The following is a 15,774-nucleotide window of genomic DNA, read 5'->3' as shown; positions in this document are numbered from 1 at the left end:
GTCAACGGGAAAAGTCCCGTTGAATTTAGCCAGTGGTTCAATTTCTGTGAGATTAACGGGAAAAGTCCCGTTGAATGGTGCAGGCGGCCCATTTTTTGCGAGATTAACGGGAGAAGTCCCGTTGAATTTGGTCTGTGGCTCAATTTCTGTGAGATTAACGGGAGAAATCCCGTTGAATTTAGCCAGTGGTTCAATTTCTGTGAGATTAACGGGAAAAGTCCCGTTGAATTTAGCCAGTGGCTCAATTTCTGCGAGTTTAACGGGAAAAGTCCCGTTGAATTTAGCCAGTGGCTCAATTTCTGTGAGATTAACGGGAAAAGTCCCGTTGAATTTAGCCAGTGGCTCAATTTCTGCGAGTTTAACGGGAAAAGTCCCGTTGAATTTAGCCAGTGGCTCAATTTCTGTGAGATTAACGGGAAAAGTCCCGTTGAATTTAGCCAGTGGCTCATTTTCTGTGAGATTAACGGGAGAAGTCCCGTTGAATTTAGCCAGTGGTTCAATTTCTGTGAGATTAACGGGAAAAGTCCCGTTGAATTTAGCCAGTGGCTCAATTTCTGTGAGATTAACGGGAAAAGTCCCGTTGAATGGTGCAGGCGGCCCATTTTTTGCGAGATTAACGGGAGAAATCCCGTTGAATTTGGTCTGTGGCTCAATTTCTGTGAGATTAACGGGAGAAATCCCGTTGAATTTAGCCAGTGGCTCAATTTCTGTGAGATTAACGGGAGAAATCCCGTTGAATTTAGCCAGTGGCTCAATTTCTGAGAAATCAGAGGTAGAAGTACCTTTGAATTGTGCGGGGAAGTGCGAAATTGGGAAAATCAGAGGTAGAAATACCTTTGAATTGAGCGAAGGAGGGCGAAAGTGAGAAACCAGAGGTAGAAGTACCCTTGAATTGGGCTGGAAGTGCGAAATTGGGAAAATCAGAGGTAGAAGTACCCCTGAATTGTGCGAGGGAGGGCGAAAGTGAGGAATCGGAGGTAGAGGTACCCTTGAATTGTGCGGGGGAGGGCGAAAGTGAGAAACCAGAGGTAGAAGTACCCTTGAATCGGGCTGGGGAGGGCGAAAGTGAGAAAACGGGGGTAGAAGTACCTTTGAATTATGTGGGGGAGGACGAAAGTAAGAAAACAGGGGTAGAAATACCTTTGACTTGAGCGAAGGAGGGCGAAAGTGAGGAATCGGAGGTAGAAGTACCCTTGAATTGTACAGGGGAGGGCGAAAGTGAGAAAACAGAGGTAGAAGTACCCTTGAATTGTGCTAGGGAGGGCGAAAGTGAGAAAACAGAGGTAGAAGTGCCTTTGAATTGTGCGGGGGAGGGCGAAAGTGAGAAAACGGGGGTATAAGTATCCTTGAATTGTGCGGGGAAGGGCGAAAGTGAGAAAACAGGGGTAGAAATACCCTTGAATTGTGCTGGGGAGGGCGAAAGTGAGGAAGCAGAGGTAGAAGTACCCTTGAATGGTGCAGAAGAGGGCGAAAGTGAGAAATCAGAGGTAGAAGTACCCTTGAATTGTGCAGAAGAGGGCGAAAGTGAGGAAGCAGAGGTAGAAGTACCCTTGAATGGTGCAGAAGAGGGCGAAAGTGAGAAATCGAAGGTAGAAGTACCCTTGAATTGTGCTGGACGGGGCGGAAGTGAGAAATCAGAGGTAGAAGTACCCTTGAATTGTGCTGAAGAGGGCGAAAGTGAGAAAACAGGGGTAGAAGTACCTTTGAACAGTACGGGGGAGGGCGAAAGTGAGAAAACAGCAGAGGTAGAAGTACCTTTGAATTGTGCTGGGGAGGGCGAAAGTGAGAAAACAGGGGTAGAAGTACCTTTGAATTGTGCGGGGAAGTGCGAAATTGGGAAAATCAGAGGTAGAAGTACCCTTGAACAGTGCTGGGGAGGGCGAAAGTGAGAAATCAGAGGTGGCTATACAGGAGTGTTGTTAGGCAAGACACTAGCAGTGGTTATCGGATGGGCCAGCGTCCCTGGAAAGAAGTTTATTAAGCGGATGTCGCTATCGTGCTAAACAAGGTCAGCATCGTCAAGGCGGGACAAAATTGTATGCGGTAACATAAAGGGGAAGCTAACGACAGGAGGTGCTGCATGAAGCGCTGTATTTATAGATCAGAAGGGCTGGAAGGTGAGGATACAACTGCTTTTTTTCAGAGCCGTGAGGTCTCCAGTTCACTAATTGAAGTTATGAAGCGTGCCCAAGTGGATCATTTAAGCCTGTTTGGCTGCGGCAGCCAGCTGTTTCTTTATTATGAATGCCTGGGGACGCCGGTTCCGCCGGAAGATCTGCTGCCGGAAGCTTCGAAGAGGCTGGCTGGTTGGCCCGGAGGAAACAGGGGGCGGCGCTGGGCGGCTTTGACGGATATTTTTCATTATCAGCGGCCGGTGTCAGCACAGCATTGGGAACGCAGCAGTACTGAAAGCAGGCCTTACGGACGGCTGGCGCTGCTCAAGCCCGAAGAAACTGCGAGTTACATTTATTACCACTACCAGTACCAGGAGGAACGGCCGGGGGATGGGGATAAGTATGGCGTGATCGGGCTGCATGAGAATGTGCTGTTTTTTTATGCGGAGCAGCCGGATACCCGCGAGCCTGCCCCTTATGCCGGAAAATTGAAGACATCGCTGCGTCCGGATAACTGGGCGGAAGTAATGGAGCCGCATTTTATTAAATGGGAGGGAGCACCTGCAGGCCAGGAGCTGTGGCGCAAGCTTACGCCGGTGCTTGAGGTCCGCTCCTTCGCCGGAAAGCTGGGAACAAGAGATGCGTAATCTGCTATGTCTGAACGGGGAATGGGATTTCATGCCCCTGTATGATCAGCCGCAATGCCGCAGGCTGCCTGAAAAAATCCTCTATGAAGCACGCAAGCTGCAGGTGCCGTCAAGCTGGAGAAGGAGCTATCCGCTTCCGGGCGGCAAAAGCTTCGGGAAAATCCCTGAATATGATTATGCCCCGTTTGATCTTCACGGTTATCCGGAGGAATGGGACGCAGCTGAAGCAGGTGTGCTTCACCGCATGTTCCGGGTTCCGGAGCGTATGGCCGGGCAGCGGATTGTGCTCCGTCTGGACGGTATTATGCAGAAGGCCGTTATTTATATTGACCGCAAAGAGGCTGGCGTATGGGAAGACGGATATTTGCCGCTGCGGCTTGATATTACTTCCATGGTGGAGCAGGGCCATGAACATCACCTGCATATAGTGTGCAGCAGTTTCGACACTGTGACGCTTGCGGGCGGCATGTCCAAAATCACCGGACTCATGGGCTCCTGGTACGGCCGGATCAGCCGGGGCATCTGGCAGGATGTGTATCTGGAGGGCTATCCCCGGCTGTCGCTGGAGGATGTAACGATCCGTACTTCTGTGAGGAAAGGCAGGCTTGAGGTGCAGGCCCTTGCAGCCGGGCCGGACACAGGCGCAGTGCGGGGGCCGCTTACGGTAAGGCTGAGCGTGTGGGAGAAGGGGGTACTGCGGCAGGCTTCGGAACCGGGAGGGAAGGAAGAGCATGGGGGACAAGAACTGCTGAAGGCAGAGAAAGAGCATAGAGCACAAGGAAGTCTTGGAACTTCTGATATCAACGAGGTACTAGAGGCTCCAGTCGGACCAAAGTTTGCTTTTGAACAAGAGGGAACCGGAGGGAAAGACACCCCCGTTCTGCACAGTGGTCCGGTGCTTTCCGCTGAATGCACTGCTGTTCCGGCCCTGCCTCCCGCAGCGCATAAACTTAGACTTTGTGAGAATGCACGTGACGGTGAGGGATACGGAGCCTCCTTTAACCTGGACTGGAGCTGCGCAAGGCTGTGGAGTCCGGATGAGCCTTTTTTGTACACAGCAGTGCTGGAACTAGTTGAGGACGGGGAGGTTGTCGACCGGCGCAGAGAGGATTTCGGATTCCGTGAATTCTGGTGTGAAGGCCCGCAGTTTATGCTGAACGGGATTCCGGTCAATCTGCGCGGCGACTCCTGGCATTTTCAAGGCGGACTGCAGATGACGGAGGATTACATCCGGGGCTGGTACCGTATATGCCGCAGCGCCGGCATTAACACCATCAGGCTGCACGCCGAGCCCTATCCGGCCGATTATCTGCGGATCGCTGATGAAGAAGGCATGCTGATTGTCGATGAAACGGCGATCTACGGCTCGGGTAAATCCATGCTGGCAGACCATCCCGCCTATGTGGAGAACTGCCGGCAGCATGTACGGCGGCTGGTGCAGCGCGACAAAAACCATCCGTCCGTCATTCTCTGGAGCCTGCAGAACGAAATGCGCTGGGTGGACGGCCGGGACGGCTTTAAGCAGTATATGCCCGGCTTGATGGCGGACATCCGTGAGCTTGATCCTACCCGTGCCATTATCGCCGAAGGAGATAACCGGCTGCTGTCAAAGGCCCATACCGAAGTGGAGAGCCGCCATTACAATATTGACGGCACAATCAGCCAGTGGGACCGGAGTGTTCCGCTGACGTTCGGGGAGCACGGCGGCTGGTGGTATATTTGTCCGCAGAACAGCAGCATGTACACAGGACTCCAGGCTTACCGGGGGACGGATGAGAGTACAGCAGGGCTTGCAGAGAAGGAGCGGCTTTTTGTAGAGTACGCCAGGCGGCAGGGGGTATCCGGAATTTCAACCTTTAACTTTGCCCATTACTTTATGCGGGCGATGCCGGAACAGAACATTCTGCTGCCGTCCGCCGGAGCGGGTGAGCCCGGAGTGAAGCCGAAGCTGATTCCGGCCTACTCGCTGACGATCAACAACGGAATGCTGCCGGAGGAATATCCGCTTTACTCCCCTAACCCGGCTTTTGCCATAATGGCTGAGGCGTTCAAGCCGGCAACCATTATCGCGGCGGAGTATAATGCCTGCTTCTATGATCATAAGCCGGTTACCCGCAGCTTTGATGTATATAACGATACGTATGCGGAGCAGGAGGTCACGGCCGAATTTGTGATCCGGCAGCACGGTAAAAGTGTCCACGAACAAAGGTTCAGCTTCCGCCAAAAACCTGCAGAGCATAAGGTGGTTTCTTTTACATGGATGCCTGGTCCGGCAAGCGGCGGGGAGCAGGCGGAGCTGACAGCCCTGCTGTTCCATGGCGGGCGGCAGGTGCATGAGCTGCGCCTGGAGTACAGAATGGTGTCCGGGGATCTGCTGAACCAGCCGGTGAATATCCGGCGGAAGACGGTCTACTTGGGAGCGGACCGGGATTTTGGATATATCAGCAGACTGGTTCCAGGCTGTGAACGGACAGAACGCTCCGGGCTGTCCGGGCTGAGCGCCGGATGTCTGCTCATCGTCGGCAGTTATACGGAGGATAAGGACGGTACACTGGAGGCGCTTTTGAAGGCATTCACCGCGCGGGGCGGAAGGCTGCTGCTGCTGGAGCAGCACAGTCTTTCGCTCGGCAAGCTGCCGCTCTCGCGGCGGCCGTTCCTCCGGGCCTATGCCGGCAGCTACAGGCACCCTGTGCTGGAAGGGCTCGGCGACAGGGACTTCATGTTCTGGCATGAAGAGCTGCATGAAGAAGGGCCGGAGCCGATTATTCATGCCGCTTTCGAGAAGCCGGTGACGGGCGATTTTAGCCTGCTGCTGGAGTGCAGCGCAGGTGATTTTGGAGACGGCGGCGACCTGTGGTCTCCGCTGCTGGAATACCGCAGCGGGACCGGGCTCTTCCTCGCCAGCCAGCTGGAGCTGATGGCGAATCTGGAGCAGGTTCCGCAGGCCTGCCTGCTGCTGCGGAACCTGCTGGCCTACGCCGGCGGCAGCACCGCCGCCGGGGCCAAGGCCCTGCCGGTGGCGGCGCTGGTGCGCCCCGGCGGGCAGGCCGCAGCTTTCCTCGGGAAGCTGCGGCTGCGGTACACGGCGCTGGATGCAGCAGCGCCGTTCGCAGAAGGTGCGCCGGGCGGAGCGGCGCACCTTCGGCTGCAGGACTTCGGCCTGATCGTGGCCGAAGCCTGCGTGCTGGAGCAGCCGGGAGCGGCGGACGCGCTCCGGCGGCATGCCGAAGCCGGCGGGCAGCTGCTGCTGCTGCCGGCTGAGGAACAGCAGCAGGCGGTGCTTGCCCGCCTGCTGGACCGGCCCGTGCGTGTGGTGCCGCACGAGGCGTATCACCTGGCGGCGGATTACGGTCACGCCGCTGTTCAGGGGTTCAGCCCTGTCGACCTGTTCGGATTTGACAAGGTGTTCCTGTCGCCGCGTGAGGTCCAAAACCATGTGCTGGGGATGCACAGCCTGGACATTCCTGACGCGGGCATCCTCTGCACAAGCGTGGAAGGCACGGCTTGGAAGGATTACTTTGTGCATGGATACACCGCAGAATACAGCCGCCTTGCCCTGGTGGAGCTGAACCGCAACAATGCCCGCCCGGCCGGTGTATTCATGGCTGAAGCAAAGCTTGGTGCAGGCTCCGTAATCTGCTCCCAGCTGCTGCCGGTCCCTGACAGTGACAAGGCCGTCCGGCTGTACAGCAGGCTGCTAAGCAATCTGGGCGCGTCATTTGATGACGGACTGCTGAGCAGTGTAAAGGGAGACGGGGAGTGGGCCGTGGAGACGATGATGGCGCTGCCTTGTCCGCCGCATGCCGATTACAGCGAGATGAAGGCCTACTACATTGATCCGGAATTTTCGCTGAATAATCTGGGGGAAGGCCTCTACGGCTGGATGCAGAAAAAAGAGCGCCGTGCCGCTGACGGCACCCTGCGTATAGCCAATGCGGGAAATGATCCGTGGTTTCTCAGCTGTTTTGTGCATGTACCGGAAGAACCGGACACCGCCGGACAGCATCGCCCCGGACGCCTGCGCCTGAATACCGCTGTATCCTGTGAAATTTATTTGAACGGTGCCCGTGTGGTAAATCCGGAGCAGGAGCTTATCCTTAATACGGGGCTCAACCGGCTGATTGCCATCGCTCACGGAACCGGCGGCGACCTGACTCTTGGCCTGGCCTTTCTGAATCCGGACGGTACTTACATGAAAGACCTGGAGTACCGGCTGACCCTGGATGAGGTTGAGCCCAAATAACCGTAATACCATCATAAAGGAGCTGAAGCCCGGTGAAAGCGGAGCTTGCCAACTATACCGATCCCAAGGATTACTACACGTTCAGGGATGATGAAAAAGAGGTGGAATTTAAGCGCCATGATCTCCCGACGCCGTGGATGAACTACCTGTCGAACGGAACCTTCCATACGATGATGTCGCATGCGGGCGGCGGCGTCGCCTTTTATAAATCACCGCAGATCTGGCGTATTACGCGCTACCGTTTCTTCCATCTGCCGATGGACCGTTCAGGTCCTTACATTTATGTGCAGGATACCGCAACGGGCAGCTACTGGTGTCCGACCAGCGAACCGGCTCTTACGAAACCGGACCAATGGAAAAGTGCGCACGGGATGGGCTATACCCGTTTTGAGGCGCAGCGCGGCAATATCGCCGCCCGAACTGTGTATTTTGTCGGACCTTACGAAAACTTGCTGATCTGGAACTTGACCCTAACCAATCACGGCGCTGCTCCGCAGGAGCTGAATATCTACGCCTACGCCGAGTTCGGCATGATGGAATTTATGCGTGAGCTGCAGTGGCAGTGCTACAACAAACATCAGGTATCGGTGCAGTATGATGAATCGGAGGCGCTGGTATACCGGTACGGGGTGGAGAACCAGCCCAAGCCTGAAGAGACGCCGCTTGTCTATCTGGCTGCGGATACGCCGCTTGCCGGTTATGACGGTGACCGCGAGGAATTTATCGGCTGCTACCGCAGTGAAACGGACCCGGCGGCGGTTGAGCACGGCGGCTGCACCGGATCGACGCTGATGGGAGGCGATCCATGCGGCGCACTGCAGTTCCGCCTGACGCTGCAACCGGGCGAGAGCCGGACGATTAATGTATTTCTTGGCACGGCAGCAGATGAGGCGGAGGTCTCGCGGGCCATCGCCCGCTCCCGGGAAGCCGGCTTCGTAGAAGCCTCATTCCAGGCCTTGAAGGAGAATTGGGTCCATTACCTGGGCGCGTGGGACAGCCGGCTGCCGGATAAGGATGCCGAGCGGATGGTCAACATCTGGAACCCGTACCAGGCCCACCGCAACTTTCTGTTTTCACGCAATATTTCCTTTTACGCTACCGGCACCTTCCGCGGTGTAGGCTACAGGGACACCTCGCAGGATATATTGGCAGTCGTGCCTTTTGATACAGAGCTTGCCTTTGACAAGCTGAAGCTTCTGCTCGGCCAGCAGTACAGGGACGGGCATGTCAATCATTACTTCTTTCCGAACGAGGGCTGGGAGCCGGTAACCAGCATCCATTCTGATGATCATTTGTGGACTGGGCTTGCGGCATGGGATCTGCTGGCGGAAACCGGCGATGCGGGCTTTCTGAATGCTAAAGTGCCGTATTATGACGGCGGAGAAGGCACAGTATATGAGCATTTGAAGATGGCGGTTGATTTCACGGAGTCCCGGCTTGGTTCGCGCGGCTTTCCGCTGATGCTGCGTTCGGACTGGAATGACCAGCTGTTCCGGGTCTGCCGCGAGGGGCGGGGGGAGAGCATCTGGACCTCAATGCAGCTGGGAACGGTACTGCTGCGGATGATCGACCTTGCCGCGGCCGCAGGCCATCCGGAGGATATTGCCCGGTATGAGGCGATGTACGAGAGCCAGCGCAAGCTGGTCAACAGCATCGGCTGGGATGGGCGCTGGTTCCGGCGGGCGATTATGGACGACGGACGGTTCCTCGGCAGCGATGAACATGACGAGGCCAAAATCTGGCTCAACGCCCAGACCTGGGCCACCATGTCCGGCATGGCCGACCAGGATAAGGGGCTTCAGGCTATGGACAGCGTACGCGAAATGCTGGATACAGAGCTCGGCATCAAAAAAATCCACCCGTCCATCACGACCTTCCCCGATCCTGCCGATCCGCTGACCAATTACAATAAGGGGACAGGCGAGAACGGAGCCGTATTCTGCCACGCCAACACCTGGGCGATTATCGCGGAATGTATGCTAGGGCGGGGAGATTTGGCCTATAAATACTACCGCCAGCTGCTGCCGAATGTAGCCATGGATAAAGCAGGCTTGTGGCGCTACAAGGCAGAGCCTTACGTCTATGCCTCCAATCTGTTTGGTCCGGAATCCGACAAGTTCGGCCTTGCCAACGTCTCCTGGCTAACCGGTACAGCCGCCTGGATGTACGTTGCCGTTACCCAATATATTCTGGGCGTGAAGCCGGTGCTGGACGGATTGTCCATTGACCCGTGCATCCCCGCAGACTGGGAAGGCTTTGCGGTGAAGCGGCGCTTTAGAGGCTGTGTCTACGAGATTACGGTTACTAATTCCAGCAAGGTATGCAAGGGCGTAACCTCGATCACCGTCGACGGTGAACCATTGGAAGGCAGCATTCTTCCCGCTTATCCCGGACGCTCATCCGTCAAAGTAGAAGTCATTATGTAGTGTCCTGCAGATATCACAAGCCGCTGCTGTTCCAGTAGACTAACTAGAGCCTCTTTTGGCAGAGTGCCAACGCTTCTGAGCATTTCACATACTCTAACGGACCGGAGTTCCGTTATTTCGCCGGAAAGGCAGCAATATGCCCTGAAAATGAGGAAATAACGCCCCTGGTGTCCGTTAGCCTCCACCAAGAGCATTATATTTGTAAATAACGGATCTGTTGTCCGTTAGCCCCCATATAAAGAGTGTGTGATCAGCAGATTTGCGCCCGCACTATCCAAATGCCCTTTAGTAAATGGCTACTGCTGCGTCCATTTTGCTAAAGGGCATTTTTTTGCAACTAATATACAGCGCCTGCTATTCATCATTAAGTAACTAAGGCAGGATAGCCTGCCCAGGCCGGCGAATACCTCAATTATGCTGCTGTGGCAGGCCCGCCTCAAGTTCACATCCATGACTGCCGTTCCACATGTCTCCGTAATTCTGCTAGCTATCTGTCCGCCATTCCGTCCGCCATTTTCTAACGTATACTTTTCCTGTACTTCTCCGGGGAGATCCCTTTAAGCTTTTTGAACATCTGGCTGAAATAAGAGGGGGAGAGGCCGCCGACTTCCATGGCGATTTCTCCGACGGACTTGCCCGTATTGGCAAGCAGGATGCAGGCTTCACGGACACGCCGCTGGACAATATAGTCGGAGAGGGTAATGCCGGCATACTGCTTAAAGACATGGGAAATGTGGTAAGGGGACAAATGCAGGCTGGCAGCGAGTGCTTCAAGACTGAAGGGCTCCCTGTAGTGCTCATCCAGCCATTCGGTAATCCGTCCGACATGTGAACCCCCGCGTGACTGGAGCTGCGGCGCTTCGGCCAGCACTCCGGACATATGCTGCTGAAGCAGCCGGATCAGCTGAAGCAGCAGAAACCCGGCGTGTTCTTCCTTGTCCTCTGCGGAGCTGCCCATAAGATGATGTAACTCCTCCAGCAGTCCAGGGATGCGGCTGTCCTGCATGTCATATATAACCGGCTTTTGCAGGCTGCCTTTCCACATGCTGCGGAAAAACTTTTCCATATACGGAAAAGCGGAAAGATAATGCTCCATAAATCCGGGGTCGAAGGTAAGGTTAGTCCGGAGATAGGAACGGCCTTGTTCCGGAGGAACCAGCACACGGTGCAGCTGATAGGGCTGAAACCAGACCAGCGTGTGATCACGGATCGGGTAGGTCTCGTTCTCGGCCATAATTTCGCCGTGACCGCTGTAGATATACAGCATTTCAATTCCCCTGTGCGCGTGAAACCAGTGGGCTTCCCCGTCTTCGTATTTATATTTATACATAAACAAACCGGGCTCCAGCTCCTGAGGCGGAGAATCGTTCCTGTTCATGAAAGACTCCTCTATGAATCGATGTTACTTCCAGTATAATTAGCCGGGAACCAAAAAGAAACCAGGCCATTAAGCTCTGCCATTTGAAAGGATGCGATAGTGCTGAAGGTGATTCTTTCTATAGTAATGATGCTCATTCTATGTTCATGCGGCGGCTTTGACCGGGACACGTGGCTGACAGAACCGGAGAAGAGAGACAGCATGGTAAGCAATTTAACAAGCCAGTTCAAGCTTGAGGGGATGACAGAGAGCGAAATTGTGGACTTGCTTGGAGAACCCGATCAAAAATTAACTGAACCCCCAATGCAATATCTGTACTACACCGGGACTGCCGGATTAGGAGTGAAGGTTGCTTTACTGCAGCTGCTTTTTGATGAAGAGGGCAAAGTGGAGAGTCATGACACCATATACAAGTAGTCGCACTATAATTTAACATACAAACAGGCAGGCTCCTTCCGGGAGCCTGCCTGCCGTTCAAAGGTAAAGCTTAACGTCCGTACCAGTACCCCGGCACTCCCCGCTCCAGACGGAGCAGCGCCTCCAGGAAGAAATAATCGCCCCAGATCATGAAATCATCGGGAGAGGAATTACCTCTGACCGAATATGAACCGTGGCGGAGGAAGCCTTCCTCCGATAGGTCGCCTGCGGTAAAGTAGTTCCCGGCCAGGGAATCCATGGACCTCTGCACCGCTTCGCCCAGCAAGGCGCGATTCGGATGACTCTCCGGCAAATGCTCCAGCAGTTCGAGGACACCGCATACAAAGATGGCTGAAGCCGAGCTGTCGCGCGGACTCCCCTCTTCCTGCGGAGCCTCGAAATCCCAGTAGGCAACATGGTCAGACGGAAGATGCTCCAGGAAATGAAGGGCCAGTCTTCTTGACGTTTCAAGAAAACGTTCCTCCCGTGTATAACGGTAAGCTAATGCAAAGCCGTAAACGCCCCAGGCCTGGCCCCGTGTCCAGGTCGATCCGTCCTGATAGCCTTGTGCGGTGCCGCCGCGGATGGCATTTCCGTTCTCCTGGTCAAAGTAAAACGTATGATAGGAAGAATCATCGCCTCTTACCAGAAACCGGCGGCTCTTCTCCGCATGGATAGTTGCACATTCGGCATACCGGCGGTCCCCGGTCTGCTCTGCGGCAAAGTAGAGCAGCGGCAGGTTCATCAGGCAGTCGATAATAATCCGGCCGCCGTTATCCGGATCTGCTTCCGGCCCCCAGGCCTGAAATATCCGGGAGGCTGGACGCCAGCGCTGCATCAGGACATCGGCCGCCTGGAGTGCCAGCTGGCGGGAGGTTTCATCCTGTTCGGCGATCCAGCGGGCCTTGGCCGACAGCGAATAGAGGAAGCCGATGTCATGATGGTCGAGTGCCTGCTGTGCCTCCATACGTTTCCGGAAGGAATCTACCGTTTTGACCGCAGCGGCATAAATTTCCGGGTCCTTGCTGTATTCGTAGCTCAGCCACAAAATCCCCGACCAGAACCCTTCCGTCCAGTCCGTCTGGTCTGTTAAATGATATTTGCCGTCTCCACGGCTTACAATCGGAAAAGCCTCCCCAAAGCGCTTAATATTCAGGCGGGTGGTAATGAGCGTCTGTTCAATTGCCGGTTTCCAGTCCATAATAATAACCTCCATAATATCGCTGAATTGTTCTTGAGATTATTATAAACCGGGAGATATATTGGTTTGTTGTGATCATCTATAGCTGTATTGCGGTTTTACTTAAGTATGCCCTGCGTCCCGGCCGCGGATATAAAGTTAAATAGGGTAAAGACAATCTTCCTCTCTTGTGGTAAAAATTACTTAGACTATCCTGAAATAACTAAGGCTTATAATCACAAGGGGGAGCAAATGGAGAAGTTCAACAGAGGGATATCTATTCTTTTTATAGTCATCATGCTGGCTGCAGGAGGGTACTGGGCGTTTCATGCCGGGAACTGGACGGTGCCGGGTACAGCCGCCGCCGTGGTCTGTTACGTCTTGTTTATAATGACTGGCCTGCGTGCAATCCCCGTACTGACGGAATATATTGCAGCCGGACGAAACCCGCAGTATGCGAAGCTGGAGACAAGAGAGAACCTGCGGAAGCAGACCTGGATAAAGATTGTGGCCTGGGTGCTGCTCAGCCGGGTGCTGCTGCTGATCCTTGCTTATGCCTTTCATACGCTGAAGAACGGATATTCCGGCAGCCTGTTCGACCAGTTTAATGAGGCATGGCATCTTTCGGGGATTGATGTGCCCTCTTATCTGGGCATAGCCGAGAACTGGTATGTAACGGAGGGCGATCCGAGATTCCATATTGTGTTCCTGCCTTTTTTTCCAATCCTGATCAGAGCCTTTCATTTCTTCACAGACAATTACCTCGCCGCAGGCCTTACCATCTCCAATCTCTGCGCTGTTGCTATGGCACTGGTGGCCTATGAGCTGGCTGCACTGGACATGGACCGGAAAGAAGCGCTCCGTGTGGTAAAATATATTTTTATTTTTCCGGCGGCCTTTTTCTTTCTTATACCGATGACGGAGTCGCTATTTTTACTGTTATCCTTATTATCGATCTATTTAGTGCGGCAAAAAAAATGGCTGCCGGGATGCCTGTGCGCTGCTTTGGCCGGATTCACGCGTTCTCCCGGGGTGCTGCTGGCGGTGCCCATTCTTATCGAACTCGCCCGTCATCTGTCAGAAAGCTACAGACATGTGGATAAAAGAGCTTTTCTGCGCATGGCTGCAGCTGCGGCCGGCTGTCTGGCTGTCGTTCCGCTGGGCCTGCTTGCCTATCTGTACATTAATTATGCCGTGCACGGTAATCCGCTGCAGTTCAGCATTTACCAAAAAGAGCACTGGTTTCAGGAGCAGTATCTGTTTTTTGATACCGTGAGATACCAGATGGAATATGCAGCGGGGACGTTCAAGGATGGGGACAGCCGCAGTTTTCTGGGGCTCTGGCTGCCGAACCTGGTTACCATTTTTACTGCACTCTACGTGATGTACAGAAGCGCCGGGAAGCTGCATCCCGCCTATACCGCTTTTTTAATCGTATATTTTGTCTTTGTTACCGGTCCGACCTGGCTGCTGTCCGCTCCGCGTTATTTGACCGCTGCCTTCCCGCTGGCTTTTGCAGTCGTGCTCCTCACCAAGGATAAGGAAAAGGACAGTGCGCTTACCGTGTTATGCGGGGCAGGCAGCCTGCTGTATCTGGGCCTGTTCGTGTGGGGATACCCGATTTATTGATTACCCTCCAGTAGGTTATGAAGGAGAACTGTATCCATGTCCAAAATTATGATTGTCGAGGATGATCCGAAAATTGCGGAGCTCCTGCAGTCAGCTGTTGCAAAGTACGGGTACACGGCGGTCCTGGTGGAGGATTTTCAGCAGGTGCTGGAGGAATTCCTGCAGGTGAAGCCGGAGCTCGTGCTGCTTGATGTGAATCTCCCGAGTTATGACGGTTATTACTGGTGCCGCCAGATCCGCCGGGTATCCACCTGTCCCATTCTGTTTATCTCGGCGCGTGAGGGGGAAATGGACCAGATTATGGCGCTTGAGAACGGCGGCGATGATTATATTACCAAACCGTTTCATTCCGGGGTGGTGCTGGCCAAAATTCACAGCCATCTCCGCCGCGCCTACGGGGAGTATGCTGCAGTACGTCCGGAAACGGTAGTGGAGCAGGACGGGCTTACGCTGTATCCTGAAAGGCTGGAGCTGCAGCTTCGGCAATCGGTAGTGACCCTGACCCAAAAGGAATCGGATATTATAGAGAGCCTGATGGAGCGTTATCCGAGGGTGGCCAGCAGGGAAGCCCTGCTGGAGAAGCTGTGGGATCCGCAGGCTTTTGTAGATGAGAACACACTTAACGTAAATATCACCCGGGTCCGCAAAAAGCTCCAGGAGCTTGGCATTGAAGAAGCCGTGCTGACCGTCAGGGGGACAGGCTACAAGCTGAATGTCACCTGGGGAGAGCACAGCGGATGAAGCTGTTTATCCGGGAGCACCTGCTGCTGATTGCCGTTCAAATCATCCAGTTTGGCGCCATGCTGTCCATTTACTGGCTCGACGGGTACCGTCATCTTTCAACTGCACTGTATTCGGTTTTTATAGGGTTTTTCTTTCTAGGCTGTTATCTGGTCTACCAGTTCGTGAGCCGGCGCCGCTATTATCTCAGGCTGAGCAGGCCGCTGGAAACGCTGGACGAAGCTTATCAGAGAATCGGGAATGCCCCTGTGTCCAAAGCGCTTGAAGAGCTGCTGCATACCCACTACCGCCATTCCATGCAGCAGCTGACAGCCGTCACCAAACAGCAGGAGCAGCACCTGACCTTTATCGATCAATGGGTCCACCAGATGAAGACGCCGCTGTCCGTCATTGAGCTTACGGTGCAAAACATAGATGAGCCTGAATTCGCAAGTATCCGTGAGGAGCTGGAGCGCATGCGCAGCGGTCTGCACACGGTATTGTACATGGCGAGGCTGCGGGCATTCGAGAAGGATTTTAATATCAAACAGGTCGTTCTCCCGCAGCTTATCCATGAAGTGATACATGATCACAAGCGGCAATTGATCCGCAACCGGATTTTTCCCGAGGTGCAGGCGATGAACCCTTCCATTTCCGTCCAGAGTGATGAAAAGTGGCTGTTCTTCATGCTGTCGCAAATCATGAACAATGCGGTCAAATATTCAGCAGGCAAAGCCTCCGGAGACAAAAAAATATGGATTGCCTGTTATTTGCATGATAATACGGCGGTTGTAGAGGTCAGGGATCAGGGGATAGGGATACAGGCGTCAGATCTCAAGCGGGTGTTTGATCCCTTTTTTACCGGTGAGAACGGGCGTGGACTGCGGGAATCTACCGGAATGGGACTGTATTTGACGAAGGAGGCGGCTGACCGTCTCGGTCACCGGATTGAGCTTGAATCGGCAGCTGGTGAGGGAACTGCGGTCCGGCTGATTTTTGCAGCGAATGCCTAGCTTACAT

The 15,774-nt window shown here is 54.2% G+C and carries 11 protein-coding genes; 9 read left to right on the top strand and 2 right to left on the bottom strand.

From position 1 onward, the window contains the following. Positions 1-19 precede the first annotated feature (19 nt). The 5 genes from C2I18_RS05505 (at position 20) to C2I18_RS05485 (ending at position 9,430) form a co-directional block, all read left to right on the top strand. Positions 20-865: a DUF4097 family beta strand repeat-containing protein gene (locus tag C2I18_RS05505; RefSeq protein ID WP_249900273.1), complete on the top strand. Its 846-nt coding sequence runs from the start codon at positions 20-22 to the stop codon at positions 863-865. Between the two features lie 481 nt (positions 866-1,346). After that, a complete protein-coding gene (locus C2I18_RS05500; RefSeq protein ID WP_249900272.1) occupies positions 1,347-1,889 on the top strand; it encodes a hypothetical protein in 543 nt (180 codons plus the stop codon). A gap of 191 nt (positions 1,890-2,080) precedes the next feature. Further along, entirely contained in the window at positions 2,081-2,761 is a 681-nt protein-coding gene (locus C2I18_RS05495; protein WP_249900271.1) for a hypothetical protein, read from the top strand. Continuing rightward, complete coding sequence (locus tag C2I18_RS05490) at positions 2,754-7,004, top strand: glycoside hydrolase family 2 protein (protein ID WP_249900270.1); 4,251 nt, start codon at positions 2,754-2,756, stop codon at positions 7,002-7,004. Before C2I18_RS05495 ends, C2I18_RS05490 begins: the two co-directional genes overlap by 8 nt. A 32-nt stretch (positions 7,005-7,036) precedes the next feature. Continuing rightward, a complete protein-coding gene (locus tag C2I18_RS05485; protein WP_249900269.1) occupies positions 7,037-9,430 on the top strand; it encodes a GH36-type glycosyl hydrolase domain-containing protein in 2,394 nt (797 codons plus the stop codon). A 517-nt stretch (positions 9,431-9,947) separates the two neighbouring features. Here C2I18_RS05485 and C2I18_RS05480 read toward each other — a convergent pair. Beyond that, entirely contained in the window at positions 9,948-10,808 is an 861-nt protein-coding gene (locus C2I18_RS05480; RefSeq protein WP_249900268.1) for a helix-turn-helix transcriptional regulator, read from the bottom strand. A 126-nt stretch (positions 10,809-10,934) separates the two neighbouring features. Here C2I18_RS05480 and C2I18_RS05475 point away from each other — a divergent pair, with 126 nt between their 5' ends. Then, positions 10,935-11,225, top strand: coding sequence for a hypothetical protein (locus C2I18_RS05475; RefSeq protein ID WP_249900267.1), 291 nt, complete (start codon positions 10,935-10,937; stop codon positions 11,223-11,225). A 70-nt stretch (positions 11,226-11,295) separates the two neighbouring features. Here the strand turns inward: C2I18_RS05475 and C2I18_RS05470 are convergent, their stop codons facing one another. After that, positions 11,296-12,426, bottom strand: coding sequence for a glycoside hydrolase family 88 protein (locus C2I18_RS05470; RefSeq protein WP_249900266.1), 1,131 nt, complete (start codon positions 12,424-12,426; stop codon positions 11,296-11,298). Between the two features lie 231 nt (positions 12,427-12,657). Between C2I18_RS05470 and C2I18_RS05465 the strand changes: the two genes are divergently transcribed. The 3 genes from C2I18_RS05465 to C2I18_RS05455 are packed head-to-tail and all read left to right on the top strand — an operon-like array spanning position 12,658 to position 15,767. Next, entirely contained in the window at positions 12,658-14,034 is a 1,377-nt protein-coding gene (locus C2I18_RS05465; protein ID WP_249900265.1) for a hypothetical protein, read from the top strand. A 36-nt stretch (positions 14,035-14,070) separates the two neighbouring features. Beyond that, on the top strand, positions 14,071-14,775 hold the full coding sequence (locus C2I18_RS05460; RefSeq protein WP_249900264.1) for a response regulator transcription factor: 705 nt from the start codon (positions 14,071-14,073) through the stop codon (positions 14,773-14,775). Then, positions 14,772-15,767, top strand: coding sequence for a sensor histidine kinase (locus C2I18_RS05455; RefSeq protein ID WP_249900263.1), 996 nt, complete (start codon positions 14,772-14,774; stop codon positions 15,765-15,767). Before C2I18_RS05460 ends, C2I18_RS05455 begins: the two co-directional genes overlap by 4 nt. Positions 15,768-15,774: the final 7 nt, after the last annotated feature.

It is taken from the genome of Paenibacillus sp. PK3_47 (assembly GCF_023520895.1).
GTDB lineage: Bacteria > Bacillota > Bacilli > Paenibacillales > Paenibacillaceae > Paenibacillus_AQ.
This window is presented reverse-complemented; position numbering and strand designations above follow the sequence as displayed.